The following is a 25,618-nucleotide window of genomic DNA, read 5'->3' on the forward strand; positions in this document are numbered from 1 at the left end:
GTAGTAAAGAAAACGATTGAAGATGCAATGGTATCCGACAAAGGGCAACAATTCTGGGAAAAGCTCTTTAAAGACCCTGAGTTCTCATCGAAATTCGCTAAAAGTATGGGGAAAGAACAAACAACCTTAATGAAAACATTACTAAAAGACCCTGAATACCAAGCAGGCGTTATAGAAATCATGAAAAACCCTGAAGTAGAAAAAATGATGTTACAAACGATGAAGAGCAAAGAATACCGTCAATATTTACAACAAGTACTAACCGAAACTGCTGAAAGCCCACTCTTCCAAGCTAAGATGATTGATATTATTAGTAAAGGTGTACAAAAGGCCGAAAAAAGTGGATCTGATAAAAAAGAAGCAGGCGGTGAAGGTGGTTCCCAAGACGCTAAAAAGGAACAGCAGTAAAAATTATAACGATAATAATGAGTGGACAATATATGTATCGTCCACTCATTATTATTTTATTTTTGCGCGACAGCTATTTTATCAATTACAGTCTCAGCTATCGTGCGATAAATAAGACCTGTCGTATGTGTATCTTCATATACTGATGGCGCAAAGTCTTCTTTATTCCAATCAGGTTGTTGAAGTGGGATTCGGCCAAGTACTTCTGTTTGAAGTTCTGTAGCTAACTTATCTCCTCCACCTCTTCCGAACACATATTCTTTTTCACCAGTTGTTTTACTTTCAAAATACGCCATATTTTCAACAACACCAAGAATACTATGTTCCGTACGTAAAGCCATGGCTCCAGCACGCGCTGCTACAAATGCCGCTGTTGGATGTGGCGTTGTTACAATAATCTCTTTACAAGCCGGCAACATTGAATGTAAGTCTAGCGCAACATCACCTGTACCCGGTGGTAAATCTAAAACTAAATAGTCTAAATCGCCCCATTCTACTTCTGTGAAGAAGTGATTTAACATTTTCCCAAGCATAGGCCCTCTCCAAATAACCGGTGCATTATCTTCTACAAAGAATCCCATTGAGATTACTTTTACACCTAGACGCTCCACTGGAATTATTCTGTCACCTCTTACAACAGGTCGTTTTTCTATCCCCATCATATCAGGTACGCTAAAACCATAAATATCAGCATCAATGATACCAACCTTTTTCCCTAATCGAGCTAGAGCAACGGCAAGGTTAACAGAAACTGTTGATTTTCCTACTCCACCTTTTCCACTCGCCACTGCTAAAAATGTTGTTTTTGAATTTGGTGACAATAAAGATTCATTTTGCTCTTCTTCCTGTTCCGGTGCAAACTGAGCTAATTCCTCTTCTGTAAATTCTGCAAAGCGAAGCCCTACTGTTGCCGCTCCTAATTCTTTTACTAACTTTACAATTCCAGATTGCAATTGCATTTGTTCCGCTGTACCGGTTTTTACGATTGCAATTTTAACACTTACATGTTCCTTCTCAGGCTTAACTGTTACCTCTTTAATTGCACCTGTTTCTTTTAACGTTTTATGTAAAAACGGATCTACAATCCCTTCTAACGCTTCCACTACTTGCTCTTTCGTTACCATAGTTAGCCCAGCCCCCTGTATGAAAAATAACGTAATGTTAATTAAATGTATCTCTCTTCATTTTTGAAATAAATGCGTTTACATTTCCAGTATAACATATTTTCGGAAAACTTCGTTAACGAGAGAAACTCAAAAAATCCTCCTTATTCTGGAGGATTTCCTTTTTCCGTGAAATAACGTAATATACCACGATATACTGCAGCAGCTACCTTTTGCTGATATTTCTCCGAATTTAACATATACCTTTCGTTTACATTCGATAAAAAGCCAGCTTCAATTAGAGCACCTGGTGTTTTCGCATACTTTAATAAATACACATGAGAAATTGTTTTAGCAGAACGATTCGTATTCTCTAAACTCGTTCTCAATTCAGCTTGTATAAATTTCGCAGCACGCTCATTTTCAACCGAAGAACGGTAGTAGAACGTTTGTGCGCCTTTTGATCCACTACTAGTTAAAGCATTTAAATGAATGCTCGCAAAAAAGTCTACATCAGGTTTATTAATAATCTCTACACGCTTTTTTAAATCCTCTGCTTTACGTCTACTATATGATTTTGTATCTTTCTGAGCTAAATCATAATCTCCCTCACGTGTTAAAATAACTAGTGCACCTTGTTCTTGTAAATAATCTTGTACCTTCTTTGTAATCTCAAGCGTAATATCTTTTTCTATAATATCTTTTCCACCAACAGCCCCTCCGTCTGGTCCACCATGCCCAGCATCTAATACAATCACTTTCCCTGATAAGGGTAAATTCCACGCTCGCCACGATTTTGTAATTTGAAATTCTTGTTTGACTAAAAAAAACAAAACAACCGCAGCGAGTGCAAAAGAGATAATTCGAATTCTCTTCATACCTTTCCTCCTCCAGCTAGTCCCTCTAATTACTTATATGGGACAAGAGGAAAGTTTATGCTTGTCTTAATGAAGCTTTAATCGATATCTTCTTTCACCTTTTTCATATCCTTCCTGCCACCATAAGCCAATAAACTGCTGACAAGATTCAAAAAGTAATTCCTCATCTTGTAACTTAATTTCTCTCATAGTCATGCTCGTTAAAAATTGAAATAGTGTTTCCGTTAATTGTTGCTCTTCTTCTAAGGCTCTATATTTCACATCAAAGAATGATTCACCATAATAACCAAACTTACTGTATCTCGCTCCTAATAAATACGATTCTATCCCTAATTCAATACAGTAATCTTCATACTGACGATGAAGTTCCTGCATCTGAAAGGCATCTCTAATATTTGAACGTAATGTTTTTAATGATAATTCTCGCAGCATCTTCCGTTCATATTTCAGCTGCTTTTCTTTTTGTTTTTCTTGTAAGCTGACAATGACATTCATAGTACTTATAAACCTCCCTAATACGTATTAGTCTAAACTTCTAAAGAAGAAGCATACGCGAGAGGATAGCACTAAAATATTCCAAACTACAAAAATTTCAAAAGAGGAATGAAACATAAAAAAACCCCAACCAAAATGGTTGGGGTTTGTAGTTCGCAAAAATTAACGTTTTGAGAACTGAGGTGCACGACGTGCGCCTTTAAGACCGTATTTTTTACGCTCTTTCATACGTGCGTCACGAGTTAATAGACCTGCACGTTTTAGTGTTAGACGGTATTCTGGATCAGCTTTTAATAAAGCGCGAGAAATACCGTGACGAATAGCACCAGCTTGACCAGTGTATCCACCACCATTTACGTTTACAAGTACATCGTAGTTACCTAAAGTTTCTGTTGCAACTAGAGGTTGTTTCACTACTTCACGTAATGCAGCAAATGGGATATAGTTTTCAAAATCACGACCGTTAATGATAACGCGTCCTTCGCCTGGAACTAGGCGTACGCGCGCTACTGAACTCTTACGACGTCCAGTGCCATAGTATTGAACCTGTGCCAAAGTAAGCCCTCCTTTAATTAATTATCCGCGAAGTTCGTAAACTTCTGGTTTTTGTGCTTGGTGTGGATGCTCTGCTCCAGCATACACGTTTAGTTTCTTAGAAACTTGACGGCCTAAGCGTCCTTTTGGAAGCATGCCTTTAATTGCAAGCTCTAACATTTGTACAGGGTAGTTTGTACGCATTTCTAGAGCTGTTCTTTGTTTAAGTCCACCTGGGTGGTTAGTGTGACGGTAGTAAATTTTATCGTTTAATTTATTACCTGTTAAATGAATTTTCTCAGCGTTAATAATAATTACATGATCACCCGTGTCAACGTGTGGTGTAAATGTAGGTTTGTTTTTACCGCGTAAAATAGATGCTACTTCTGTAGATAGGCGACCTAAAGTTTGACCTTCAGCATCAACCACATACCATTTACGCTCAACTTCGTTAGCTTTTGCCATAAAAGTCGTACGCATGTGTTTCCCTCCTCGTTATCTTTTCCATAGAAAAAATCTATTGTTTATCTTAAACACGATTTCCTTCCGGGGCTAATCGTGGTTTTAGAAACAATACCATATGTTATGATATACTTTTGAGTTTCTAATGTCAAGCAAATGTTACACCAGGATTAGTTGTTATAGTTTACCTGCCATAAGTAAAGCCCATGACCAGGAGCCATCTTTCCAGCAAACTGACGATTTTGTTTCGCTAGAATCTCTGGAATGCTGTCTGGATCAAGCTTTCCTTGCCCTACGTTCAGTAACGTACCAACAATAATTCTGACCATATTATATAAAAATCCATTACCTACAAAACGAAAAATTAATTCATCATCTTGCTCGATTAGCTCAATTTCATAAATTGTTCTCACTTTATCTTTTTTGTCAGTTTTTGCCGAACAAAAAGAAGTGAAGTCATGCGTTCCAATAAAATAAGGAATCGCTTTTCTTATAGAGTTTATTTCAAGCGGATATGGATATTGATATACGTAATTTCTACGGAATACGTCCGCAGTCTTTGATAATAACACACGATAACGATATTCTTTTCTCTCAACACCGTAACGCGCATGAAATTCTTCTGTTTTTTTCTCTACCTGTCTGATAACAATATCATCTGGCAACATTGTGTTTAATGCATTACTCCATTGCCACTCTTCAAGAGACAACGGTGTATCAAAGTGTATAACTTGTCCTTTAGCGTGAACGGTAGAATCCGTTCTGCCCGATGCCTGAACACGAACAAGTTCTCCTTTATGCAATTTCTGCAAAGCTTTTTCAATCTCTTGTTGAACAGTACGATGTTGCGGCTGAATTTGATAACCACAAAAATGCATGCCATCATATGCAACCGTACATTTTATTCTATCCATTTCTCTATTCTCCATTACGATCGCACCCATGCCAAAATACAAGCTACGCAAAGTAAGCTTATAATCGTTACTGTATCGCTTGTTTTCCAGCGTAGTTGCCTAAATTTAGTACGTCCTTCGCCACTTTGATATCCACGAGCCTCCATAGCAATTGCTAAGTCCTCAGCACGCTTAAAAGCACTGATAAATAGAGGAACGAGTAGTGAGATAATAGCTTTCATCCTATCTTTGATCGGTCCTCCTGCGAAATCAATACCACGTGACGATTGTGCCTTCATTATTTTACTCGTTTCATCCATTAATGTCGGAATAAAACGAAGAGAAATTGACATCATTAATGCGATTTCATGAACAGGAACTTTTATACGCTTCAACGGCTTTAATAACGTCTCCAAACCATCTGTAATCTCAATAGGTGTCGTCGTTAACGTTAATAATGTCGTCATTAAAATAATAACGAAGAATCGTATAGAAATGTATATCCCTTGCTCTAATCCTTTTTCATGTATCGAAAACCAACCAAGCTGGAATAATACTTCCCCTTCTTTATTTGTAAAAATATGCAGGGAAAATGTAAAAAGAAAAATCCATAGAATTGGTTTTAAGCCCGAAAGTACATAACGAATCGGCACTTTTGCAAAAAATAAAGCAATGAGTGCATATAAAAATAAAAATCCATATGAAATCGCATTATTTGCTAAGAAAACAACAAATACATATAAAAAGACAATCAGCAGCTTCGTACGTGGATCAAGTTGATGAATAAGAGAATTCCCTGGAATATACCTTCCAATAATCAACTGCTGCATGATTCATGACCACCTTTTCGTAACACCTGCACAACTTCATGAGTAAGATCCTCTAAAGATAAGGTAGCCTTTGGGATTGAAATGCCAAACTTCTCTTCAATTGCACGTTTATACTTTAAAGACATAGGAAGATCCACGCCAATTTTCTCTAGTTCATCAGCATGTGAAAATACTTCCTCTGCACTTCCTTGCAAAAAGACCGTTCCTTTATGCATGACTACAATCTGCTCCGCATACTTAGCAGCATCCTCCATATTATGTGTTACTAGGATAACTGTAAGGCCTTGCTCCTTATGTAGCTTATAAAACATCTCCATAAGTTCGTTCTGTCCTTTTGGATCTAGTCCTGCTGTAGGTTCATCTAATACAAGCACTTCGGGTTCCATCGCCAATACGCCCGCTATCGCGACACGCCTCATCTGTCCACCACTTAACTCAAACGGTGAACGTGTTAACAGTTCTGGTTCTAACCCTACAAGTTCAATTGCCTCTCTTGCCTTTTGCTTCGCTTCTTCTACAGATACCCCAAAATTAGTAGGGCCGAAACAAATATCTTTCTCCACAGTCTCTTCAAACAACTGATGTTCTGGGAATTGAAAGACAACCCCTACCTTTTTACGTAGTGGCTTTAGCTTTTTTTCTTTCTTTCCTGCCGAAATGAAATGTTCACCAATTTGAACTGTGCCATTTGTCGGCTGCAATAAACCATTTAAATGTTGAATCATCGTCGACTTACCTGAACCAGTATGACCGATAATGGCATAATAGCCCCCACTTGGAAACGACACGTCTACATCATAAAGTGCGCGTCTTTCAAATGGAGTTTTATATTGATAACGATGTTCTACTTTTTGGAATGTAATCTCCAAAGTTCGTTCACCAAGCTTTCCATTGTAAGATGCGTATTTTGCAAGAGAATTTCATTTCTTTTTAATAATTCTGCTATTTTTACTGAAAATGGTACATCTAATCCAATTTCTTGGAGCATATGAGAGGACTTGAAAATTTGCTCTGGAGTCCCTTCCTCTAATATTTCTCCCTTATTTAAAATAATGACACGGTCTGATTGTGCCGCTTCTTCTAAATCGTGCGTAATTGATAACACGGTAATACCTTTTTGATTAACAAGTTGTCTAACCGTTTCTACTACTTCACGTCTTCCTTGAGGATCTAGCATTGACGTTGCTTCATCTAATATCAAAATAGATGGCTGAAGTGCTAAAACGCCTGCTATTGCCACTCGCTGCTTTTGCCCACCAGATAACGAATGAGGTTCATCATTAAGAAAATCTTCCATACGGACAAGTTTGAGAGCCTGATCTAATCTTTCTACCATCTGTTCTCTTGGCATTCCGATATTCTCTAAGCCAAATACAACGTCGTCTTGCACTGTCGTTCCAACAAATTGATTATCTGGATTTTGAAATACCATACCAATTTGTTTTCGAACATCCCACACCGTTTTCTCTGATAAAACCATTGTATCATTTACTGTAATAGTCCCTGCTTCCGGCAAAAACAAACCATTCAATAATTTTGCAAGTGTAGACTTCCCTGAACCATTTTGTCCAATAACAGATACCCATTCTCCCTCATACAAAGAAAATGAAACATCTTTTAATGCATAAGTGGCTGCCCCAGGATATTGAAATGATATGTTTTCTGTCCGAAGTTTCTCTTTTTTCAATACAAGGCACCCTTTCCTTCGCCGAGTTAGCCTATTTTTATATTTAAAAAAAAGGGCCATGACCAGTTTCTTGAAAAGAACTGTCCTGCCCTTTTAATTATCATTATACTAACTCGATAATTACCATTGGTGCTGCGTCTCCGCGACGTGGACCAATTTTTGCAATACGAGTGTATCCGCCTTGGCGCTCAGCATAGCGTGGAGCTACATCAGCGAATAATTTTTGAAGTGCATCTTGACCAGTCTCAGCGTTAGCTACTTCATTGCGAATGAAAGCTGCTGCTTGACGACGAGCGTGAAGATCTCCGCGTTTACCTAAAGTGATCATTTTTTCCACTACAGAACGAAGTTCTTTTGCACGAGTTTCTGTCGTTTGGATGCGCTCGTTGATAATTAAATCAGTAGCTAAATCACGTAACATAGCTTTACGTTGCGCACTTGTACGGCCTAATTTTCTGTATGCCATTCGTAGTTCCCTCCTTTGTTGATGGGTTTAAATCCTCAGTCGTCTTTACGTAAACCTAAACCTAATTCCTCAAGTTTATGTTTAACTTCTTCTAAGGATTTACGTCCTAAGTTACGAACTTTCATCATATCTTCTTCTGTTTTGTTCGCAAGCTCTTGTACAGTATTAATTCCTGCACGTTTAAGGCAATTATAAGAACGAACAGAAAGATCTAGTTCCTCGATAGTCATCTCAAGAACTTTCTCTTTTTGATCTTCTTCCTTCTCGACCATAATCTCAGCATTTTGTGCTTCATCAGTTAAACCAACAAAGATATTTAAATGCTCAGTTAAGATTTTGGCACCTAAAGAGATAGCTTCTTTTGGCCCGATGCTTCCATCCGTCCATACATCAAGCGTAAGCTTATCATAATTAGCCACTTGTCCGACACGTGTCTTTTCCACTTGGTAAGTCACACGTGATACTGGAGTATAAATAGAATCAATAGGAATTACTCCTATTGGTTGATCTTCGCTTTTATTTGCATCAGCTGGCGTATACCCACGGCCACGCTTTGCAGTTAAACGCATGCGGAAATGCGCATTTTTTGCTAACGTTGCAATGTGTAAATCTGGATTTAAGATTTCTACATCACTATCGTGAGTAATATCAGCAGCTGTGACAATACCTTCGCCCTGCACATCAATTTCCAACGTCTTCTCTTCTTCAGAGTAGATTTTAAGAGCTAACTTTTTCAAGTTTAAGATGATCGTCGTAACGTCTTCTACTACGCCCTCAACTGTTGAAAATTCATGTAATACGCCATCGATTTGGATAGCAGTAACAGCGGCACCAGGGAGTGAGGATAAAAGAATACGACGTAAGGAGTTACCCAAAGTAGTACCATATCCACGCTCAAGCGGTTCAATTACGAATTTACCATATTTAGCATCTTCGTTAAGTTCAACCGTTTCGATTTTCGGCTTTTCGATTTCAATCATTAACTAAACCCTCCTTCAAAACGTCGAAACCCCGGTTAAACAAAGGGATACCCCCTGTCTAACCGAAAGTCCCCCTTAGGCAGTTCCCGATTGTGCACAACAAGCGATGTTTCTGTACGAAATTTCTCGATAATGCATCATATCCATTATAGACAAAAGGGAAAATTCTATACAGAAAAATTACACACGACGACGTTTTGGTGGACGACATCCATTATGAGGAACTGGAGTAACATCTCTAATTGCTGTTACTTCTAGACCTGCAGCTTGAAGAGCACGAATTGCAGCTTCACGACCAGCACCAGGACCTTTAACAGTAACCTCTAAAGTTTTTAAACCGTGTTCCATTGCAACTTTAGCAGCAGCTTCAGCAGCCATTTGCGCAGCGAATGGAGTAGACTTACGAGATCCACGGAAACCAAGTGCACCAGCACTAGACCAAGAAAGTGCGTTACCATGAGTATCTGTAAGTGTTACGATTGTGTTGTTGAAAGTAGAACGAATATGAGCTATACCAGCTTCAATATTCTTTTTCACACGTTTTTTACGAGTGTTTGTTTTACGTGCCATTGTTAGTTCAACCTCCTTTACTTATTATTTCTTTTTATTTGCTACTGTACGACGTGGACCTTTACGTGTACGAGCATTGTTTTTAGAGTTTTGACCACGAACTGGTAAACCACGACGGTGACGAAGACCACGGTAAGAACCGATCTCCATTAGACGTTTAATGTTAAGAGATACTTCACGACGAAGGTCTCCCTCAACTTTAATACGATCGATGATATCACGGATACGTCCTAGTTCGTCTTCCGTTAAATCACGAACTCGTGTTTCTGAAGAAATACCAGCTTCAGTAAGAATTTTTTCAGCAGTTGTGCGACCAATGCCGAATACGTAAGTTAAAGAAATAACAACGCGTTTGTCTCGAGGAATATCTACACCTGCGATACGTGCCATTCTGAATGCACCTCCTTCTGATTAACCTTGTTTTTGTTTATGTTTAGGGTTTTCACAAATAACCATTACTTTTCCACGTCTACGAATAACTTTACATTTTTCGCAGATTGGTTTAACTGACGGTCTTACTTTCATGTCTCGAACCTCCTTAAAGATTACGGAGTGCTATATTATTTAAAACGGTACGTAATACGACCACGATTTAAATCGTACGGAGATAATTCTACCGTAACTTTGTCTCCTGGTAAAATACGAATGAAGTTCATACGGATTTTACCAGAAACGTGAGCCAATACGACATGCCCATTCTCTAATTCTACTTTGAACATAGCATTTGGCAACGTTTCAAGAACGGTACCTTCGACTTCAATTACATCATCTTTAGCCATTCAATAGTTCTCCCTTCTTCAAATCAGTAACATTTTACACTGCTCTGAAATCCCGGAGAGCCAGCTACTTATAAAGTGGTAAGGATTTCGTATCCTGCTTCTGTAAGAGCAATCGTGTGCTCAAAATGGGCACACCATTTACCATCTACCGTTACCACTGTCCAGTCATCAGATAGTGTTTTTACATATCGTCTTCCTTGATTCACCATCGGCTCAACACAGATGACCATTCCCGGCTTTAATCTAGGGCCTCTATTTGGTGGACCATAGTGCGGGATTTGAGGGTCCTCATGTAAGTCTTGCCCGATTCCGTGACCAACATACTCCCTAACGATCGAGAACCCATTCTCTTCAGCATGGGTTTGAACCGCATGTGAGATATTTGATAATCTTTCGCCTGGTTTTACTTGTTCTAGACCAAGATACAACGATTTTTCTGTGACATCAAGTAGCTTTTGAACAGATTCAGAAATGCTTCCAACTGGATACGTCCATGCAGAATCGCCATGGTACCCATTGTATTTCGCACCAATATCGATACTGATGATATCGCCCTCTTTGAGCTTGCGCTTCCCTGGAATTCCGTGTACAAGCTCTTCATTTACAGAAGCACAAATGCTCCCCGGAAATCCGTTGTATCCTTTAAAAGATGGCGTAGCACCATATTTTTGAATCGTCTTTTCCGCTATTTGATCGAGCTCTTTCGTTGTAATTCCTGGAGTAATGTGCTGTTTCAACTCTTGATGAGTTAAAGCAACGATCCTGCCAGCTTCTCGCATGATTTCTATCTCGCGAGGAGTTTTGCAGATTATCATTACGCTAAGCCTCCGATGAGAACATCGATATCAGCAAATACTTTATTGATATCTTGCTCACCATTAATGCTTTGTAGGTAACCAAGCTCCTCGTAGAAATCAAGCAAAGGTTTTGTTTGCTTAATATTTACATCTAAACGATTTGCTACAGTTTCTTCATTGTCATCAGAGCGTTGATATAATTCGCCACCACATTTATCGCACACGTCAGCTTTTGCTGGCGCATTGAATTCTAAGTGGTAAGTCGCACCGCACTCTTTACAAATGCGACGGCCTGTAAGGCGTTTTAATAACAACCCTGAATCCACATTAATGTTTAAAACATAGTCGATTTTTTTGCCAAGATCTTTCATAATCTCTTCAAGAGCTGATGCTTGTGCAACAGTTCGTGGGAAACCGTCTAGTAAGAAACCTCTTACGCAGTCTTCTTGACTTAAACGTTCACGAACGATTCCGATTGTAACTTCATCTGGAACAAGTGCACCTTTATCAATAAAAGATTTTGCTTGTAAACCCATTTCAGTTTCAGCCTTCATAGCTGCACGGAACATATCTCCTGTTGAAATGTGAGGGATGTTATACTTGGCAACAATCTGTTCGGCTTGTGTACCTTTACCAGCACCAGGAAGCCCCATTAAAATTAAGTTCATCCTTGTTCCCCCTCAGAGTACATGAGCATGTAGGGAAGACAATTCTTCCCACTTACTCACTGCTTGATAAACCCTTTGTAATGGCGTTTTACCAGTTGGCTTTCTAGCTGCTTCATTGTTTCTAAAGCAACGCCGACAACGATTAACATACTCGTTCCACCAATCTGTGCAGATGGAGGAAGATTTCCCAGTTTCGTAAAGATAACTGGTAAGATTGCAATCGCTGCTAGGAAAATTGATCCTACAAAGGTCAAACGATACAAGATTTTTGTTAGATATTGTTCCGTATTCTTACCCGGACGAATACCTGGAACATATCCACCTTGTTTGTTTAGATTCTCTGACATTTGCTCTGGATTAACCTGAACAAACGCATAGAAATATGTGAAGGCTACAATGAGCGCAACATATATGATCATTCCCACTGGGTGAGAATAGTTAAAGTTTGCAATGATCCACTGCGATACATCATGATTCGGGAAGAACTGTGCAATAGTTGGAGGCGTAATTAAGAATGAAACAGCAAAAATGACTGGAATAACACCCGCACTATTTACCTTAAGCGGTAAATGTGTGTTTTGTGCTCCAGCATGATTCCCATTCCCTCCTGTTACACGCTTCGCATATTGAATTGGGATCTTTCTAACAGCCTGTTGAATGAAAATAACACCAACAATAACTGCTAGCACAGCTAGTAAGATCAATGCAACTTTAACGATACTCATGAACAATTGATCTCCGATATTTTGAAACTGTTGTTGATACACTTGAGATATAACACTTGGGATCGCTGCGGCAATACCTCCAAAGATAAGGATGGAAATACCATTACCTACACCTTTAGATGTAATCTGTTCGCCTAACCACATTAAAAATGCAGTACCAGCAGTCAGTACCGTAGCAATGTATAAATAAGTGCTCCAACCAGGATTCAAAATTAATTGCCCACCTACCATACCGTTAAAACCGATTGACATACCAAACCCCTGAATAAACGCAAGAACAATTGTAAAGTAACGCGTAAATTGCGTTAGTTTACGACGGCCCATTTCACCTTGCTTCGACCATTCCGAAAATTTAGGAACAACATCCATCTGCAATAATTGCACGATGATGGATGCTGTAATATACGGCATGATTCCCATCGCGAAGATGGAGAAGTTTTTCAAGGCGCCACCGCCAAATGTATTTAGGATACCTAAGGCATTTAATTGATCTTGTGCTTTCAGTACGTCTCCATTTGTAAATGGCACTGGGATAAACGTGCCAATCCTGAATACGATTAACATCGCTAAAGTGAATAATATTTTACGTCTTATCTCAGCAACGCGCATAAAGTTGGAGATTGTACGAAACATTAGATCACCTCAACTGATCCGCCAGCTGCTTCAATTGCTTCTTTAGCACTTGAAGAGAACTTGTGCGCTTTAACAGTTAGTTTTTTCTCTACTGCGCCGCTTGCAAGAATTTTAACACCGTCGTTTAACTTGCTGATAACGCCAGTTTCCAGCAATAATTCAGGTGTTACTTCTGTACCATCTTCAAAACGATTTAACGTTGTTAAGTTTACAATAGCAAACTCTTTACGGTTAATGTTTGTGAAGCCGCGTTTTGGTAAACGACGGAATAATGGAGTTTGACCACCTTCGAAGCCAAGACGAACACCGCCACCAGAACGTGCGTTTTGTCCTTTATGACCTTTACCAGCAGTTTTACCGTTACCAGAACCGATACCACGACCGACACGGTTACGTACTTTACGAGAACCTTCTGCAGGTTTTAATTCATGAAGTTTCATTCCCAGGCACCTCCTTATATTAATGAGTTATCCTTAAGCTTCTTTTACAGTTATAAGGTGAGAAACTTTGTTGATCATACCAAGAATAGCAGGAGTTTCTTCCTTAACTACAGTTGAATTCAACTTTTTAAGACCTAAAGCTTCTACCGTCGCACGTTGATCTTGTGGACGACCAATTACACTACGAGTGAGGGTAATTTCTAACTTTTTCGCCATTTGTTTTCCCTCCTTAACCTAGTAGCTCTTCTACAGATTTACCGCGTAATTTTGCAACATCTTCAGCGCGCTTAAGTTCGCTTAATCCGTTCACAGTAGCGCGAATCATGTTGATTGGTGTGTTAGAACCAAGAGATTTCGAAAGAATATCTTGTACACCAGCTAATTCAAGTACCGCACGAACAGGTCCACCAGCAATAACACCAGTACCTTCAGCAGCAGGTTTTAAGAATACTTCACCAGCTCCAAAGTGACCGTTGATTGTGTGTGGAATTGTTGTACCAACTAATGGTACAGCGATTAAGTTTTTCTTAGCGTCTTCGATAGCTTTGCGGATTGCGTCTGGTACCTCTTGTGCTTTACCAGTACCGAATCCAACATGACCGTTTTTATCGCCAACTACAACTAGTGCAGCAAAGCGGAAACGACGACCACCCTTAACAACTTTCGCGACACGATTTATCGTAACTACACGTTCTTCAAGTTCTAATTTACTTGGGTCAATGCGATGCATCAATTTTCCCTCCTTTGACCATTAAAATTGTAATCCAGCCTCACGAGCAGCTTCAGCTAGAGCTTTAACACGGCCATGGTATAAGTAACCACCGCGATCGAATACTACTTCTTTAACGCCTTTCTCTACAGCACGCTTAGCAACTGATTCTCCTACTTTCGTAGCAGCTTCAGTATTGCTAGTACCGTTAAGAGCAAGGTCTTTATCAAGAGTAGATGCACTTACTAACGTTACACCATTCACATCATCAATAACTTGAGCGTAAATATGTTGGTTAGAACGGAACACGTTTAAACGTGGACGCTCTGCAGTACCAGTAAGTTTAGCACGTACACGTGCATGTCTTTTCTTACGAGTCGCATTTTTATCAGCTTTAGTGATCATTTTCTTGTCACTCCTTTCTCTCACCTAACGGGTTTACTTAGCAGTTTTACCTTCTTTACGACGAACAACTTCGCCTTCGTAACGAATACCTTTACCTTTATATGGCTCAGGAGCACGTACAGCACGGATGTTAGCAGCAAATTCGCCAACACGTTGCTTGTCGATACCTTTGATTACGATTTTAGTTGGTGCAGGTACTTCAACTTCAATACCTGCTTCCGGAGTCATTTCTACTGGATGAGAATAACCTACGCTTAATACAAGTTTATCACCTTGTTTTTGAGCACGGTAACCTACACCGACTAATTCAAGTCCGCGTGCGAAACCTGCAGTTACACCTTCAACCATGTTTCCGATTAAAGCACGAGTTGTACCGTGTAATGCACGGTGGTCCTTCTGTTCAGATGGACGCTCAACTGTTAATGTATTCTCTTCAATTTTGATAAGCATATCAGCATTGAAAGTACGAGTTAATTCACCTTTAGGGCCTTTTACTGTTACAGTATTGTCTTCTGCAACTGTAATAGTAACACCTGCAGGGATTTCAAGAATCTTTTTACCAATACGAGACATGTGGTCACACCTCCGTTCGTTTTAAATATATATTACCAAACGTATGCTACTACTTCTCCACCAGTTTGTAATTGACGAGCGTCTTTGTCTGTCATTACTCCCTTAGATGTAGAAACAAGAGCGATACCTAATCCGTTAAGTACACGTGGTACTTCATCAGCTTTAGCGTAAACGCGTAAGCCAGGTTTACTGATACGTTTTAATCCAGTGATTACACGTTCATTGTTTGCACCATATTTCAGGAAAATACGAAGGATACCTTGTTTGTTATCCTCGATGTATTCTACATCACGAATGAAACCTTCACGTTTTAAAAGTTCAGCGATCTCTTTTTTGATTTTAGAAGCAGGAACCTCTAATTTCTCATGACGTACCATGTTCGCATTACGGATGCGAGTAAGCATGTCTGCAATTGGATCTGTCATCACCATGTGTTTTACCTCCTTCCCATTTGTGGGTTTTACCAACTAGCTTTTTTAACACCAGGAATTTGACCTTTATATGCAAGTTCACGGAAACAAATACGGCAAAGCTTAAATTTGCGGTATACAGAATGCGGACGACCGCAGCGTTCGCAACGTGTATACTCTTGTACTTTAAACTTAGGAGTACGCTTTTGTTTCGCTATCATAGATTTTTTAGCCACGTTTTCGCCTCCTCTACTTAGCGTTGGCTTCCATTATTTTTGGAATGGCATACCGAATTGTGTTAAAAGTTCACGAGCTTCTTCATCAGTTTTCGCTGTAGTAACGATTACGATGTCCATACCGCGGACTTTGCTTACTTTATCATAATCGATCTCAGGGAAGATAAGTTGCTCTTTAACACCTAATGTGTAGTTCCCACGACCATCGAATGATTTCTTAGAAACACCACGGAAATCACGTACACGTGGTAAAGAAACTGATACTAATTTGTCGAAGAACTCATACATTTGCTCGCCGCGTAAAGTTACTTTCGCACCGATTGGCATACCTTCACGAAGACGGAAACCAGCGATTGATTTTTTAGCACGAGTTACAACAGGCTTTTGACCTGCGATTTGTGTTAATTCTTCTACTGCATTGTCTAAAGCTTTTGAGTTAGATACCGCGTCACCAACACCAGTGTTGATTACGATCTTTTCGATTTTCGGTACTTCCATCACAGATTTATAGTTAAACTTGCTCACTAGAGCAGGAGTAATTTCCTTTTGGAACTTCTCTTTAAGGCGATTCAATGAAGTGACCTCCTTTCTTAAGAAAATTATTTATCTAATAATTCACCAGATTTTTTTGCAATACGAACTTTTTTACCATCTTCTACTTTGAAGCCTACGCGAGTAGGTTCACCTGTTTTAGGATCTAAAACCATAACGTTAGAAACGTGAATAGGTGCTTCTTTAGTAATAATTCCACCTTGTGGATTTAATTGAGATGGCTTAGAGTGTTTTTTAACGATGTTAACACCCTCAACGATAACACGGTTTTGCTTTGGGAAAGCCACAAGGATAACGCCTTGTTTTCCTTTGTCTTTACCAGTGATTACCTGTACTTTATCACCTTTTTTTACATGCATCTTAATTCTGCACCTCCTTAGCAAGGCAATACCTTAAATTATAGAACTTCTGGAGCTAAAGAAACGATCTTCATGAAGTTGCTATCACGTAATTCACGAGCTACTGGTCCGAAGATACGAGTACCACGTGGGCTCTTATCGTCTTTAATGATAACCGCTGCGTTTTCATCAAATTTGATGTAAGAACCGTCCGGACGACGAGCTCCGCTCTTCGTACGTACTACTACTGCTTTAACAACGTCACCTTTTTTAACAACGCCACCTGGTGTTGCTTGTTTTACCGTAGCAACGATAATATCACCGATGTTAGCATATTTACGACCAGAGCCGCCTAATACTTTAATTGTTAAAAGTTCACGTGCACCAGAGTTGTCAGCAACTTTCAAACGAGATTCTTGTTGGATCATCTTATGAAACCTCCCTTCGGACTAAAAATTCCGATTCATCTATTTAGATAATAACCGCTTCTTCAACGATTTCAACTAAACGGAAACGCTTAGTAGCAGAAAGCGGGCGAGTTTCCATGATTTTAACGATATCGCCAAGTTTCGCTTGGTTTTGCTCATCATGGGCTTTGTACTTCTTAGAATACTTAACACGCTTTCCGTACAAGGAATGAGTTTTGTAAGTTTCAACTAAAACTGTAATCGTTTTGTCCATTTTGTCAGACACAACACGACCAGTATAAACTTTGCGTTGGTTACGTTCGCTCACTATGCAAACCTCCCCTCAATTTATCGATTAATTCCGATCTCTCTTTCACGAACTACAGTTTTCATACGAGCAATTGCTTTACGCACTTCACGAATGCGAGTTGGATTCTCTAATTGTCCTGTAGCAAGTTGGAAGCGAAGATTGAACAATTCTTCCTTTAAAGCTTTAACTTTTGTTTCGATTTCGGCAGTGGTTAATTCACGAATATCATTAGTTTTCATTAGATTCACCACCATTTTCTTCACGTTTTACGAATTTACATTTCACAGGTAACTTGTGAGCTGCAAGACGTAATGCTTCGCGTGCTACCTCTTCAGATACACCCGCGATTTCGAACATAATTTTCCCAGGTTTTACTACTGCTACCCAGCCTTCTGGTGCCCCTTTACCGGAACCCATACGTACTTCTAGAGGTTTTGCAGTGTAAGGTTTAGAAGGGAAAATTTTAATCCATACTTTACCGCCACGTTTCATGTAACGAGTCATTGCACGACGAGCAGCTTCGATTTGACGGTTTGTAATCCATGAAGCAGCTTGTGCTTGTAAACCGAATTCACCGAAAGCAATTTCAGTTCCACCTTTTGCACGACCACGCATTTTACCACGATGCTCTCTACGATATTTTACGCGTTTTGGCATTAACATATTATTTTCCTCCTTCCTCAGAAGCTTTCTTTTTTGTAGGAAGGACTTCTCCACGGTAGATCCATACTTTTACGCCTAATTTACCGTATGTTGTATCAGCTTCAACTGCTGCATAGTCAATATCAGCGCGAAGTGTATGAAGTGGAACAGTTCCTTCACTGTAAGATTCTGCACGAGCGATATCAGCTCCGCCAAGACGACCAGAAACCTGTGTTTTAATACCTTTAGCACCTGCACGCATAGCACGTTGAATAACTTGCTTTTGTGCACGACGGAATGATACACGGTTTTCTAATTGACGAGCAATGTTTTCGCCTACTAATTTAGCGTTAAGATCAGCTCTCTTAACTTCTAAAATGTTGATGTGTACACGCTTGCCTGTTAATTGGTTAAGAGCTTTACGAAGTGCTTCAACTTCAGTACCACCTTTACCAATTACCATACCAGGTTTTGCAGTGTGAATTGTAACATTTACACGATTTGCTGCACGTTCGATTTCTACTTTAGCAACAGCAGAATCTTTTAAGCGTACAGTAATGTACTCACGGATTTTGATGTCTTCATGTAATAATGTAGCATAATCTTTCTCTGCGAACCAACGAGATTCCCAGTCACGGATAACGCCGACACGAAGACCAATTGGATTAACCTTTTGACCCATCGATTATCCCTCCTTCTTTTCTGATACCACAACTGTGATGTGGCTTGTGCGTTTGTTAATTTGGCTTGCACGACCCATTGCACGTGGACGGAAACGTTTCAACGTTGGACCTTCGTCAACGAAAACTTTTTCAACAACTAGGTTGTTAATATCCATCTCATAATTGTGCTCTGCATTTGCGATTGCAGATTTTAAAACTTTCTCTACAACTGGAGAAGCAGTTTTTGGTGTGTGGTTAAGGATAGCAATCGCTTCACCCACTTGCTTACCTCGGATTAAGTCTACTACTAAACGAACTTTACGAGGAGCAATACGAACTGTTCTCGCTACTGCTTTAGCTTGCATTGAAGTGCCTCCTCTCATTATCTTCTAGTTTTCTTATCGTCAGCAAGGTGACCTTTATACGTACGAGTTGGTGCGAATTCACCTAACTTATGGCCAACCATATCCTCAGTGATGTACACAGGTACGTGTTTACGACCATCATATACAGCGATTGTGTGTCCGATGAACTGAGGGAAGATTGTTGAACGGCGAGACCAAGTTTTAACAACTTGTTTTTGCTCAGATGCAACTAATTTTTCCATTTTGCTCATTAAGTGATCATCGACAAATGGTCCTTTTTTTAAGCTACGAGCCATTTTGGTGCCTCCCTTCGTGATTGGCGTACGGTTCTAGAAATGAACCGTACTACAATCCCATTATTTTTTGCGACGACGAACGATGAATTTGTCAGACGCTTTGTTTTTCTTACGAGTCTTGAATCCAAGAGTTGGTTTACCCCATGGAGACATTGGAGACTTACGTCCGATTGGAGAACGTCCTTCACCACCACCGTGTGGGTGATCAACTGGGTTCATTACAGAACCACGAACTGTTGGGCGTTTACCTAACCAGCGAGAGCGACCTGCTTTACCGATCTTGATAAGTTCGTGTTGTTCGTTACCTACTTGACCGATTGAAGCGCGACAAGCAGATAATACAAGACGTACTTCACCAGAAGTTAAACGTACAAGTACGTATTTACCTTCTTTACCAAGTACTTGAGCAGATGTACCAGCAGAACGAACTAATTGTCCGCCACGACCAGGCTTAAGCTCGATGTTATGAACAACAGTACCTACTGGAATGTTGATTAATGGTAATGCGTTACCGATTTTGATGTCAGCTTCTGGGCCAGACATAACTTCCATACCTACTTCTAAGTTCTTAGGAGCAAGAATGTAACGTTTTTCACCGTCAACGTAGTTAATTAATGCGATATTCGCAGAGCGGTTTGGATCGTATTCGATCGTAGCAACGCGTCCTGGAATTCCATCTTTGTTACGCTTAAAGTCGATGATACGGTATTGACGCTTATGTCCGCCACCTTGATGACGTACAGTAATTTTACCTTGGTTATTACGACCAGCCTTCTTGCTTAAAGGAGCAAGTAATGACTTTTCTGGTCTGTCAGTCGTGATTTCAGCGAAATCATTCGTAGTCATATTACGACGACCGTTAGTAGTTGGATTATACTTTTTAATTCCCATCTCAATTTCCCTCCTTCTTTAGTAAGAATTAAACGCCTTGGAAGATTTCGATTTCTTTGCTGTCAGCAGTTAGCTTAACGATTGCTTTACGACGACGGCTAGTAAAACCAGCGTGACGACCAACGCGTTTTGCTTTCGGCTTGTAGTTCATGATGTTCACTTTTTCTACTTTAACACCAAAGATCGCTTCAAGAGCATCTTTAACTTCTGTTTTATTAGATTTAACGTCCACATCGAACGTGTATTTTTTTTCAGCCATCATTTCCATAGAACGTTCAGTGATAACTGGGCGCTTAATGATATCACGAGGATCTCTCATTATGCAAGCACCTCCTCTACTTTTTCCACTGCCGCTTTTGTCATGATTAGCTTATCATGATGAAGCACGTCTAAAACGTTTACGCCATCAGCAGTGATTACTGTTACTCCAGGGATATTGCGAGCAGATAACTCTACAGATTCGTTTGCATCAGCAGTTACGATAAGAGCTTTCTTCTCAACAGTTAATCCTTTAAGTACTGCTAGCATGTCTTTTGTTTTTGGTGCATTTAACACTAGGTCTTCAAGAACTACAATGTTGTTCTCAACTACTTTAGTAGCTAATGCAGATTTGATTGCTAAACGACGAACCTTCTTAGGAAGTTTGTACGCATAGCTTCTTGGTGTAGGTCCGAATACCGTACCACCACCACGCCATTGAGGAGAGCGGATAGACCCTTGACGAGCACGTCCAGTTCCTTTTTGACGCCATGGTTTACGACCACCACCACGAACTTCAGAACGAGTTTTTACTTTGTGTGTACCTTGACGTAAAGATGCACGTTGCATCATTACAGCTTCGAAAAGTACAGCTTCATTTGGTTCGATACCGAAAATAGCTTCAGCTAATTCGATTTCACCAACCTGTGAACCAGTTTGGTTATATACAGTAACTTTTGGCATTGGAATTCCTCCTTCCTATGTGAATTATTTGCTAACCTTCACAGCGCCTTGAACAACTACAAGAGATTTCTTAGCACCTGGAACGTTACCTTTTACTAGTAATAAGTTGCGCTCAGTGTCAACTTGAACGATTTCTAAGTTTTGGATAGTAACTTGGTCTCCACCCATACGTCCAGCAAGTTTTTTGCCTTTGAATACACGGTTCGGAGCAACTGGGCCCATTGAACCTGGACGACGGTGATAGCGAGAACCATGAGACATAGGTCCGCGAGATTGTCCGTGGCGTTTGATAACACCTTGGAAACCTTTACCTTTAGAAATTCCTGTTACGTCAACGATTTCACCTGCAGCGAAAACTTCAACTTTTACCTCTTGACCAACCTCTAATCCGTCCACGTCTGCATCGCGGATTTCGCGAATGAAGCGCTTAGGAGTTGTAGATGCTTTAGCAGTGTGGCCTTGTTCAGGTTTGTTAGTTAACTTTTCACGTTTATCTTCAAATCCTAACTGGATTGCATTGTAGCCATCAGTTTCAGTTGTTTTCTTTTGAAGAACAACGTTTGGATTAGCAGCGATAACTGTTACTGGGATTAACTCACCGTTCTCAGCAAATACTTGAGTCATACCGATCTTTCTTCCTAAGATTCCTTTGGTCATGAGTTACACCTCCTACATTTTTAAGTTATATGAATTATAGTTTGATTTCGATATCTACACCAGACGGTAAGTCTAAACGCATTAATGAATCTACTGTTTGTGGAGTAGGACTCACGATATCGATTAAACGTTTGTGTGTGCGCATTTCGAATTGCTCACGAGAATCTTTGTACTTATGAACAGCACGAAGAATTGTGTAAATAGTCTTCTCAGTTGGTAATGGGATCGGACCAGAAACTGTTGCCCCAGAACGCTTAGCTGTTTCTACAATTTTCTCAGCTGATTGATCAAGAATACGGTGATCATAAGCTTTTAAACGGATACGAATTTTTTCTTTTGCCATTATTTTCCCTCCTTCGTTCGCCTATTTCTAAAATAGACCTTCTCCATGGAAATTTCCCCACACCATGCCATGGCAAAGCGGCCGGGTGTGTCAGCAACCTTCCACTTCATCGCAGTCAAAGACCAACATTGTCTATTATACAATGTTATTCGTCTAGATGCAAGCATCTTTTTGTTTGCATCTGCTTTTCTCTACTTTTGCTATTATACATGGCACTTTAAAGAATTTCAAGTTTTCATCTCACAGAATTCGTTTTACAGTTTCTGGATTTTAGTTTTATTATTTTTGTATTACTATAGAAGAAACTCGTCAAAATATAAAAAAATCATTTCATTCATTATATAAATACAAACAAAAAACCCAAGGGGAAATCCCTTGGGTTTTTTTATATCAGTTAAGATTACTCAACGATAGTAGCAACTACACCGTAACCTACTGTACGTCCACCTTCACGAATAGAGAATTTAGTTCCCTCTTCGATAGCGATTGGAGCGATAAGTTCGATAGTCATTTCGATGTTGTCACCAGGCATTACCATTTCAGTACCTTCTGGTAATTGGATGATACCAGTTACGTCAGTTGTACGGAAGTAGAACTGAGGACGGTAGTTAGCGAAGAATGGAGTGTGACGTCCACCTTCTTCTTTAGATAATACGAAAACTTCAGCTTTGAATTTAGCGTGAGCTTTTACAGAGCCAGTTTTAGCAAGAACTTGTCCACGTTGGATGTCTTCACGAGCAACCCCACGAAGTAATGCACCGATGTTGTCTCCAGCTTGAGCTTGGTCAAGAAGTTTACGGAACATCTCTACACCAGTTACAGTTGTAGAAGCATTTTCTTCAGCAAGACCGATGATTTCTACTACGTCACCAACTTTAACGATTCCGCGCTCTACACGACCAGTTGCAACTGTACCACGACCTGTGATAGAGAATACATCCTCGATAGGCATTAAGAATGGTTTGTCAGTTTCACGTTCTGGAGTTGGGATGTAAGCATCAACTTCAGTCATTAATTCAATGATTTTTGCTTCCCAATCAGCTTCTCCTTGAAGAGCTTTAAGAGCAGAACCTTTGATTACAGGAATGTCGTCGCCTGGGAATCCGTATTCAGATAATAGGTCGCGAACTTCCATTTCTACTAATTCTAATAATTCTTCGTCGTCTACCATGTCGCATTTGTTTAAGAATACAACGATGTAAGGAACACCTACTTGACGAGAAAGAAGGATGTGCTCACGTGTTTGAGGCATTGGGCCATCAGCAGCAGATACTACTAAGATACCGCCGTCCATTTGAGCAGCACCAGTGATCATGTTTTTAACATAGTCAGCGTGACCTGGGCAGTCAACGTGTGCATAGTGACGAGTTTCAGTTTCGTACTCAACGTGTGCAGTTGAGATTGTGATTCCGCGCTCTCTTTCTTCTGGAGCAGCGTCGATTTGATCGTATCCGCGTGCTTCAGCACCACCAGCTTTTGCAAGAACTGTAGTGATCGCAGCAGTTAATGTAGTTTTACCATGGTCAACGTGGCCGATTGTACCGATGTTAACATGGGGTTTAGAACGTTCGAATTTAGCTTTAGCCATTCTAAATTCCTCCTTAGTTTATATAGGTTATTTTATATTTAGGCTAGAAAGTGAAACTTGCGTCCCACTTTCTAAGCTTACATAAGTAGTTATACGTGAAGAATCGATAAAAATCAATTATTCACCTTTATTTTTTTTGATAATTTCTTCAGAAACAGACTTCGGTACTTCTTCATAATGATCAAATGTCATTGAGAATGTTCCGCGTCCTTGAGTGTTAGAACGTAATGCTGTCGCATAACCGAACATTTCAGAAAGTGGAACCATAGCGCGAACAACTTGTGCGTTACCGCGAGCTTCCATACCTTCTACACGTCCACGACGAGACGTTACGTCACCCATGATGTCTCCCATGTATTCTTCAGGAATTACAACTTCAACTTTCATCATTGGCTCAAGAATTACTGGGTTACATTTAGAAACCGCAGCTTTAAGTGCCATAGATGCAGCGATTTTGAACGCCATCTCAGATGAATCGACATCATGGTAAGAACCGTCAACTAATGCTGCTTTAATGTCAACTAGTGGGTAACCAGCTAGTACACCATTTTTAAGTGAGTCTTCAAGACCCGCTCCAACAGCTGGGATGTATTCACGTGGAACTACACCGCCGACGATTTTGTTTTCGAATTCAAATCCTTTACCTTCTTCGTTAGGCGCAAACTCAATCCAAACGTGACCGAATTGTCCACGTCCACCAGATTGACGAGCGAACTTACCTTCAACTTTCGCAGCAGCGCGGAAAGTTTCACGGTATGCTACCTGAGGAGCACCAACGTTTGCTTCGACTTTGAATTCACGACGCATACGGTCAACGATGATATCAAGGTGAAGTTCACCCATACCAGCGATGATAGTTTGGCCAGTTTCTTGGTCAGTGTGAGCACGGAATGTTGGATCTTCTTCAGAAAGCTTAGATAATGCTGTACCCATTTTATCTTGGTCAGCTTTAGATTTTGGTTCGATAGCTACAGAGATAACTGGCTCTGGGAATTCCATAGACTCAAGGATAACAAGGCTCTTCTCGTCACAAAGAGTATCACCAGTAGTAGTATCTTTTAAACCTACAGCAGCAGCGATATCACCAGCGTAAACTGTTGAAATCTCTTCACGGCTGTTAGCGTGCATTTGTAGGATACGACCTACACGCTCACGCTTACCTTTAGTTGAGTTTTTCACGTATGATCCAGAGTTTAACACACCAGAGTACACACGGAAGAACGTTAACTTACCAACATAAGGGTCAGTCATGATTTTGAATGCTAAAGCTGCGAATGGTTCTTCATCGCTAGACTTACGTTCGATTTCTTCATCTGTATCCGGAAGAGTACCTTTAATAGCAGGTACATCTAATGGAGATGGTAGGTAGTCGATAACTGCGTCTAACAGAATTTGAACACCTTTGTTTTTGAATGCAGAACCACAGATTACTGGGAAGAATTCTACAGAAGTTGTAGCCTTACGGATACCAGCTTTAAGCTCTTCTACAGTGATTTCTTCACCTTCTAGGTACTTCATCATCATTTCTTCATCAAGCTCAGCTACCGCTTCAATAAGTTTTCCACGGTATTCTTCAGCTAATTCTTTGTGCTCTTCAGGAATTTCAACACGTTGAATGTCTGTTCCTAAATCGTTACCGTACATGTAAGCACATTCTTCAACAAGGTCAATGATACCATTGAACTCATCTTCAGCACCGATTGGTAACTGAATTGGGTGTGCGTTTGCTTGTAAACGATCGTGGATTGTTCCTACAGAGTATAAGAAATCCGCACCGATTTTATCCATTTTGTTAACGAATACGATACGAGGTACGCCGTAAGTAGTAGCCTGACGCCAAACAGTTTCTGTTTGTGGTTCTACACCAGATTGTGCATCAAGTACTGCTACCGCACCATCAAGTACGCGTAAAGAACGTTCTACTTCTACTGTGAAGTCTACGTG

42 protein-coding genes are annotated in these 25,618 nt (G+C 40.1%); 1 reads left to right on the forward strand and 41 read right to left on the reverse strand.

All coding sequences use genetic code 11. The features are described from left to right. The coding region (gene gerD / locus MR113_RS21295; protein ID WP_242256722.1) for a spore germination protein GerD at positions 1-408 on the forward strand (408 nt) is incomplete at its 5' end. 56 nt (positions 409-464) lie between these two features. Here the strand turns inward: gerD and MR113_RS21300 are convergent. The 41 genes from MR113_RS21300 to fusA form a co-directional block, all read right to left on the reverse strand. Continuing rightward, complete coding sequence (locus tag MR113_RS21300) at positions 465-1,532, reverse strand: Mrp/NBP35 family ATP-binding protein (protein WP_242256724.1); 1,068 nt, start codon at positions 1,530-1,532, stop codon at positions 465-467. Between the two features lie 143 nt (positions 1,533-1,675). Beyond that, positions 1,676-2,389 carry an N-acetylmuramoyl-L-alanine amidase CwlD gene (gene cwlD / locus MR113_RS21305; RefSeq protein ID WP_000822446.1) on the reverse strand — a complete coding sequence of 238 codons (714 nt, stop codon included), beginning with the start codon at positions 2,387-2,389 and terminating at the stop codon, positions 1,676-1,678. A 66-nt stretch (positions 2,390-2,455) separates the two neighbouring features. Next, positions 2,456-2,884, reverse strand: coding sequence for a YbaK family protein (locus MR113_RS21310; RefSeq protein WP_001101006.1), 429 nt, complete (start codon positions 2,882-2,884; stop codon positions 2,456-2,458). Positions 2,885-3,046: 162 nt separating this feature from the next. Next, complete coding sequence (gene rpsI, locus MR113_RS21315; protein WP_000079986.1) at positions 3,047-3,439, reverse strand: 30S ribosomal protein S9; 393 nt, start codon at positions 3,437-3,439, stop codon at positions 3,047-3,049. A gap of 21 nt (positions 3,440-3,460) precedes the next feature. Further along, positions 3,461-3,898 (reverse strand): 50S ribosomal protein L13, encoded by a 438-nt coding sequence (gene rplM, locus MR113_RS21320; RefSeq protein ID WP_001260795.1) that lies wholly within the window; start codon positions 3,896-3,898, stop codon positions 3,461-3,463. 152 nt (positions 3,899-4,050) lie between these two features. Next, entirely contained in the window at positions 4,051-4,794 is a 744-nt protein-coding gene (gene truA, locus MR113_RS21325) for a tRNA pseudouridine(38-40) synthase TruA (RefSeq protein ID WP_033656275.1), read from the reverse strand. A gap of 14 nt (positions 4,795-4,808) precedes the next feature. Then, positions 4,809-5,603 (reverse strand): energy-coupling factor transporter transmembrane component T family protein, encoded by a 795-nt coding sequence (locus MR113_RS21330; RefSeq protein ID WP_242256726.1) that lies wholly within the window; start codon positions 5,601-5,603, stop codon positions 4,809-4,811. Then, on the reverse strand, positions 5,591-6,472 hold the full coding sequence (locus MR113_RS21335) for an energy-coupling factor ABC transporter ATP-binding protein (RefSeq protein WP_242256728.1): 882 nt from the start codon (positions 6,470-6,472) through the stop codon (positions 5,591-5,593). The genes MR113_RS21330 and MR113_RS21335 overlap by 13 nt, the downstream gene beginning before the upstream one ends. Beyond that, entirely contained in the window at positions 6,448-7,290 is an 843-nt protein-coding gene (locus tag MR113_RS21340; RefSeq protein ID WP_242256730.1) for an energy-coupling factor ABC transporter ATP-binding protein, read from the reverse strand. The genes MR113_RS21335 and MR113_RS21340 overlap by 25 nt, the downstream gene beginning before the upstream one ends. A gap of 103 nt (positions 7,291-7,393) precedes the next feature. Next, positions 7,394-7,756 (reverse strand): 50S ribosomal protein L17, encoded by a 363-nt coding sequence (rplQ, locus tag MR113_RS21345; protein WP_000331490.1) that lies wholly within the window; start codon positions 7,754-7,756, stop codon positions 7,394-7,396. A gap of 35 nt (positions 7,757-7,791) precedes the next feature. Beyond that, positions 7,792-8,736, reverse strand: a complete 945-nt coding sequence (locus tag MR113_RS21350) for a DNA-directed RNA polymerase subunit alpha (RefSeq protein ID WP_000569644.1) — start codon at positions 8,734-8,736, stop codon at positions 7,792-7,794. A 180-nt stretch (positions 8,737-8,916) separates the two neighbouring features. Continuing rightward, positions 8,917-9,306, reverse strand: coding sequence for a 30S ribosomal protein S11 (rpsK, locus tag MR113_RS21355; protein ID WP_000101797.1), 390 nt, complete (start codon positions 9,304-9,306; stop codon positions 8,917-8,919). 24 nt (positions 9,307-9,330) lie between these two features. Beyond that, complete coding sequence (gene rpsM / locus MR113_RS21360) at positions 9,331-9,696, reverse strand: 30S ribosomal protein S13 (RefSeq protein ID WP_000090790.1); 366 nt, start codon at positions 9,694-9,696, stop codon at positions 9,331-9,333. A 21-nt stretch (positions 9,697-9,717) separates the two neighbouring features. Then, positions 9,718-9,831, reverse strand: coding sequence for a 50S ribosomal protein L36 (gene rpmJ, locus MR113_RS21365; RefSeq protein WP_000868344.1), 114 nt, complete (start codon positions 9,829-9,831; stop codon positions 9,718-9,720). A gap of 35 nt (positions 9,832-9,866) precedes the next feature. Next, positions 9,867-10,085 (reverse strand): translation initiation factor IF-1, encoded by a 219-nt coding sequence (infA, locus tag MR113_RS21370; protein ID WP_001029884.1) that lies wholly within the window; start codon positions 10,083-10,085, stop codon positions 9,867-9,869. A gap of 68 nt (positions 10,086-10,153) precedes the next feature. After that, the gene (gene map, locus MR113_RS21375) at positions 10,154-10,900 is read right to left on the reverse strand and encodes a type I methionyl aminopeptidase (RefSeq protein WP_000582541.1); all 747 of its coding nucleotides are present in this window, start codon (positions 10,898-10,900) and stop codon (positions 10,154-10,156) included. Further along, positions 10,900-11,550 (reverse strand): adenylate kinase, encoded by a 651-nt coding sequence (locus tag MR113_RS21380; RefSeq protein WP_001048992.1) that lies wholly within the window; start codon positions 11,548-11,550, stop codon positions 10,900-10,902. The genes map and MR113_RS21380 overlap by 1 nt, the downstream gene beginning before the upstream one ends. Positions 11,551-11,606: 56 nt before the next feature. Continuing rightward, positions 11,607-12,908 (reverse strand): preprotein translocase subunit SecY, encoded by a 1,302-nt coding sequence (secY, locus tag MR113_RS21385; RefSeq protein WP_000490122.1) that lies wholly within the window; start codon positions 12,906-12,908, stop codon positions 11,607-11,609. Further along, on the reverse strand, positions 12,908-13,348 hold the full coding sequence (gene rplO, locus MR113_RS21390; RefSeq protein WP_000766082.1) for a 50S ribosomal protein L15: 441 nt from the start codon (positions 13,346-13,348) through the stop codon (positions 12,908-12,910). Before rplO ends, secY begins: the two co-directional genes overlap by 1 nt. A 33-nt stretch (positions 13,349-13,381) precedes the next feature. Beyond that, positions 13,382-13,564, reverse strand: coding sequence for a 50S ribosomal protein L30 (gene rpmD, locus MR113_RS21395; RefSeq protein WP_001085231.1), 183 nt, complete (start codon positions 13,562-13,564; stop codon positions 13,382-13,384). A gap of 13 nt (positions 13,565-13,577) precedes the next feature. Continuing rightward, the gene (gene rpsE / locus MR113_RS21400; RefSeq protein ID WP_000554646.1) at positions 13,578-14,078 is read right to left on the reverse strand and encodes a 30S ribosomal protein S5; all 501 of its coding nucleotides are present in this window, start codon (positions 14,076-14,078) and stop codon (positions 13,578-13,580) included. 21 nt (positions 14,079-14,099) lie between these two features. Next, entirely contained in the window at positions 14,100-14,462 is a 363-nt protein-coding gene (gene rplR, locus MR113_RS21405; RefSeq protein ID WP_000628818.1) for a 50S ribosomal protein L18, read from the reverse strand. 33 nt (positions 14,463-14,495) lie between these two features. Then, positions 14,496-15,035, reverse strand: a complete 540-nt coding sequence (gene rplF / locus MR113_RS21410; protein ID WP_061678371.1) for a 50S ribosomal protein L6 — start codon at positions 15,033-15,035, stop codon at positions 14,496-14,498. A 32-nt stretch (positions 15,036-15,067) separates the two neighbouring features. Beyond that, positions 15,068-15,466: a 30S ribosomal protein S8 gene (rpsH, locus tag MR113_RS21415; protein ID WP_000245511.1), complete on the reverse strand. Its 399-nt coding sequence runs from the start codon at positions 15,464-15,466 to the stop codon at positions 15,068-15,070. Positions 15,467-15,495: 29 nt separating this feature from the next. Next, positions 15,496-15,681, reverse strand: coding sequence for a 30S ribosomal protein S14 (gene rpsN / locus MR113_RS21420; protein WP_001085700.1), 186 nt, complete (start codon positions 15,679-15,681; stop codon positions 15,496-15,498). Positions 15,682-15,714: 33 nt separating this feature from the next. Then, positions 15,715-16,254: a 50S ribosomal protein L5 gene (rplE, locus tag MR113_RS21425; protein ID WP_001080829.1), complete on the reverse strand. Its 540-nt coding sequence runs from the start codon at positions 16,252-16,254 to the stop codon at positions 15,715-15,717. A 26-nt stretch (positions 16,255-16,280) separates the two neighbouring features. Then, positions 16,281-16,592, reverse strand: a complete 312-nt coding sequence (gene rplX, locus MR113_RS21430; RefSeq protein ID WP_000558201.1) for a 50S ribosomal protein L24 — start codon at positions 16,590-16,592, stop codon at positions 16,281-16,283. Positions 16,593-16,630: 38 nt separating this feature from the next. Further along, positions 16,631-16,999 (reverse strand): 50S ribosomal protein L14, encoded by a 369-nt coding sequence (rplN, locus tag MR113_RS21435; RefSeq protein ID WP_000615912.1) that lies wholly within the window; start codon positions 16,997-16,999, stop codon positions 16,631-16,633. A gap of 43 nt (positions 17,000-17,042) precedes the next feature. Beyond that, positions 17,043-17,306: a 30S ribosomal protein S17 gene (gene rpsQ / locus MR113_RS21440; protein ID WP_000004106.1), complete on the reverse strand. Its 264-nt coding sequence runs from the start codon at positions 17,304-17,306 to the stop codon at positions 17,043-17,045. 20 nt (positions 17,307-17,326) lie between these two features. After that, complete coding sequence (gene rpmC / locus MR113_RS21445) at positions 17,327-17,527, reverse strand: 50S ribosomal protein L29 (protein WP_000855718.1); 201 nt, start codon at positions 17,525-17,527, stop codon at positions 17,327-17,329. Then, a complete protein-coding gene (gene rplP, locus MR113_RS21450) occupies positions 17,517-17,951 on the reverse strand; it encodes a 50S ribosomal protein L16 (RefSeq protein ID WP_000928969.1) in 435 nt (144 codons plus the stop codon). The genes rpmC and rplP overlap by 11 nt, the downstream gene beginning before the upstream one ends. Before the next feature lies 1 nt (position 17,952). Continuing rightward, positions 17,953-18,612, reverse strand: coding sequence for a 30S ribosomal protein S3 (rpsC, locus tag MR113_RS21455; protein WP_000529958.1), 660 nt, complete (start codon positions 18,610-18,612; stop codon positions 17,953-17,955). A gap of 3 nt (positions 18,613-18,615) precedes the next feature. Beyond that, the gene (rplV, locus tag MR113_RS21460) at positions 18,616-18,957 is read right to left on the reverse strand and encodes a 50S ribosomal protein L22 (protein WP_001148024.1); all 342 of its coding nucleotides are present in this window, start codon (positions 18,955-18,957) and stop codon (positions 18,616-18,618) included. Between the two features lie 17 nt (positions 18,958-18,974). Then, positions 18,975-19,253 carry a 30S ribosomal protein S19 gene (rpsS, locus tag MR113_RS21465; RefSeq protein WP_000124454.1) on the reverse strand — a complete coding sequence of 93 codons (279 nt, stop codon included), beginning with the start codon at positions 19,251-19,253 and terminating at the stop codon, positions 18,975-18,977. A 60-nt stretch (positions 19,254-19,313) separates the two neighbouring features. Further along, complete coding sequence (gene rplB, locus MR113_RS21470; RefSeq protein WP_000511582.1) at positions 19,314-20,144, reverse strand: 50S ribosomal protein L2; 831 nt, start codon at positions 20,142-20,144, stop codon at positions 19,314-19,316. Between the two features lie 28 nt (positions 20,145-20,172). Continuing rightward, entirely contained in the window at positions 20,173-20,463 is a 291-nt protein-coding gene (rplW, locus tag MR113_RS21475; RefSeq protein WP_001205558.1) for a 50S ribosomal protein L23, read from the reverse strand. Beyond that, positions 20,463-21,086, reverse strand: coding sequence for a 50S ribosomal protein L4 (gene rplD / locus MR113_RS21480; RefSeq protein WP_001127258.1), 624 nt, complete (start codon positions 21,084-21,086; stop codon positions 20,463-20,465). The genes rplW and rplD overlap by 1 nt, the downstream gene beginning before the upstream one ends. 24 nt (positions 21,087-21,110) lie before the next feature. Further along, positions 21,111-21,743, reverse strand: a complete 633-nt coding sequence (rplC, locus tag MR113_RS21485) for a 50S ribosomal protein L3 (RefSeq protein ID WP_000160209.1) — start codon at positions 21,741-21,743, stop codon at positions 21,111-21,113. A gap of 34 nt (positions 21,744-21,777) precedes the next feature. Then, positions 21,778-22,086, reverse strand: coding sequence for a 30S ribosomal protein S10 (rpsJ, locus tag MR113_RS21490; RefSeq protein ID WP_001040595.1), 309 nt, complete (start codon positions 22,084-22,086; stop codon positions 21,778-21,780). A 400-nt stretch (positions 22,087-22,486) separates the two neighbouring features. Beyond that, a complete protein-coding gene (gene tuf, locus MR113_RS21495; protein ID WP_001029617.1) occupies positions 22,487-23,674 on the reverse strand; it encodes an elongation factor Tu in 1,188 nt (395 codons plus the stop codon). A gap of 117 nt (positions 23,675-23,791) precedes the next feature. Beyond that, on the reverse strand, positions 23,792-25,618 hold a 1,827-nt coding region (gene fusA / locus MR113_RS21500; RefSeq protein WP_242256732.1), incomplete at its 5' end, for an elongation factor G.

The organism is Bacillus cereus group sp. BfR-BA-01379 (genome assembly GCF_022663605.1).
Taxonomy (GTDB): Bacteria; Bacillota; Bacilli; order Bacillales; family Bacillaceae_G; genus Bacillus_A; species Bacillus_A mobilis.

Excerpts from the sequence above, each read along its gene's own strand:
- rpsH (WP_000245511.1), bottom strand. The coding sequence starts at position 15,466 with ATGGTGATGACAGATCCAATTGCAGACATGCTTACTCGCATCCGTAAT.
- rplM (WP_001260795.1), bottom strand. The coding sequence starts at position 3,898 with ATGCGTACGACTTTTATGGCAAAAGCTAACGAAGTTGAGCGTAAATGG.
- rpsS (WP_000124454.1), bottom strand. The coding sequence starts at position 19,253 with ATGGCTCGTAGCTTAAAAAAAGGACCATTTGTCGATGATCACTTAATG.
- rplC (WP_000160209.1), bottom strand. The coding sequence starts at position 21,743 with ATGACCAAAGGAATCTTAGGAAGAAAGATCGGTATGACTCAAGTATTT.
- MR113_RS21350 (WP_000569644.1), bottom strand. The coding sequence starts at position 8,736 with ATGATTGAAATCGAAAAGCCGAAAATCGAAACGGTTGAACTTAACGAA.
- rpsE (WP_000554646.1), bottom strand. The coding sequence starts at position 14,078 with ATGCATCGCATTGACCCAAGTAAATTAGAACTTGAAGAACGTGTAGTT.
- MR113_RS21380 (WP_001048992.1), bottom strand. The coding sequence starts at position 11,550 with ATGAACTTAATTTTAATGGGGCTTCCTGGTGCTGGTAAAGGTACACAA.
- rpmJ (WP_000868344.1), bottom strand. The coding sequence starts at position 9,831 with ATGAAAGTAAGACCGTCAGTTAAACCAATCTGCGAAAAATGTAAAGTT.
- rpsK (WP_000101797.1), bottom strand. The coding sequence starts at position 9,306 with ATGGCACGTAAAACAAACACTCGTAAAAAACGTGTGAAAAAGAATATT.
- tuf (WP_001029617.1), bottom strand. The coding sequence starts at position 23,674 with ATGGCTAAAGCTAAATTCGAACGTTCTAAACCCCATGTTAACATCGGT.
- MR113_RS21310 (WP_001101006.1), bottom strand. The coding sequence starts at position 2,884 with ATGAATGTCATTGTCAGCTTACAAGAAAAACAAAAAGAAAAGCAGCTG.
- rpsM (WP_000090790.1), bottom strand. The coding sequence starts at position 9,696 with ATGGCACGTATCGCAGGTGTAGATATTCCTCGAGACAAACGCGTTGTT.
- rplO (WP_000766082.1), bottom strand. The coding sequence starts at position 13,348 with ATGAAACTTCATGAATTAAAACCTGCAGAAGGTTCTCGTAAAGTACGT.
- rplB (WP_000511582.1), bottom strand. The coding sequence starts at position 20,144 with ATGGGAATTAAAAAGTATAATCCAACTACTAACGGTCGTCGTAATATG.
- rplW (WP_001205558.1), bottom strand. The coding sequence starts at position 20,463 with ATGAGAGATCCTCGTGATATCATTAAGCGCCCAGTTATCACTGAACGT.
- rplQ (WP_000331490.1), bottom strand. The coding sequence starts at position 7,756 with ATGGCATACAGAAAATTAGGCCGTACAAGTGCGCAACGTAAAGCTATG.
- truA (WP_033656275.1), bottom strand. The coding sequence starts at position 4,794 with ATGGATAGAATAAAATGTACGGTTGCATATGATGGCATGCATTTTTGT.
- rplV (WP_001148024.1), bottom strand. The coding sequence starts at position 18,957 with ATGCAAGCTAAAGCAGTAGCGAGAACAGTTCGTATTGCTCCTCGTAAA.
- rpsC (WP_000529958.1), bottom strand. The coding sequence starts at position 18,612 with ATGGGTCAAAAGGTTAATCCAATTGGTCTTCGTGTCGGCGTTATCCGT.
- rplD (WP_001127258.1), bottom strand. The coding sequence starts at position 21,086 with ATGCCAAAAGTTACTGTATATAACCAAACTGGTTCACAGGTTGGTGAA.
- cwlD (WP_000822446.1), bottom strand. The coding sequence starts at position 2,389 with ATGAAGAGAATTCGAATTATCTCTTTTGCACTCGCTGCGGTTGTTTTG.
- map (WP_000582541.1), bottom strand. The coding sequence starts at position 10,900 with ATGATAATCTGCAAAACTCCTCGCGAGATAGAAATCATGCGAGAAGCT.
- rpmD (WP_001085231.1), bottom strand. The coding sequence starts at position 13,564 with ATGGCGAAAAAGTTAGAAATTACCCTCACTCGTAGTGTAATTGGTCGT.
- infA (WP_001029884.1), bottom strand. The coding sequence starts at position 10,085 with ATGGCTAAAGATGATGTAATTGAAGTCGAAGGTACCGTTCTTGAAACG.
- rplR (WP_000628818.1), bottom strand. The coding sequence starts at position 14,462 with ATGATCACTAAAGCTGATAAAAATGCGACTCGTAAGAAAAGACATGCA.
- rpsJ (WP_001040595.1), bottom strand. The coding sequence starts at position 22,086 with ATGGCAAAAGAAAAAATTCGTATCCGTTTAAAAGCTTATGATCACCGT.
- MR113_RS21300 (WP_242256724.1), bottom strand. The coding sequence starts at position 1,532 with ATGGTAACGAAAGAGCAAGTAGTGGAAGCGTTAGAAGGGATTGTAGAT.
- rplP (WP_000928969.1), bottom strand. The coding sequence starts at position 17,951 with ATGTTAATGCCAAAACGCGTAAAATATCGTAGAGAGCATCGTGGTAAA.
- rplX (WP_000558201.1), bottom strand. The coding sequence starts at position 16,592 with ATGCATGTAAAAAAAGGTGATAAAGTACAGGTAATCACTGGTAAAGAC.
- rpmC (WP_000855718.1), bottom strand. The coding sequence starts at position 17,527 with ATGAAAACTAATGATATTCGTGAATTAACCACTGCCGAAATCGAAACA.
- MR113_RS21330 (WP_242256726.1), bottom strand. The coding sequence starts at position 5,603 with ATGCAGCAGTTGATTATTGGAAGGTATATTCCAGGGAATTCTCTTATT.
- rplF (WP_061678371.1), bottom strand. The coding sequence starts at position 15,035 with ATGTCTCGTATTGGTAAAAAGATTCTTGAAATCCCTGCAGGTGTTACT.
- secY (WP_000490122.1), bottom strand. The coding sequence starts at position 12,908 with ATGTTTCGTACAATCTCCAACTTTATGCGCGTTGCTGAGATAAGACGT.
- rplN (WP_000615912.1), bottom strand. The coding sequence starts at position 16,999 with ATGATCCAACAAGAATCTCGTTTGAAAGTTGCTGACAACTCTGGTGCA.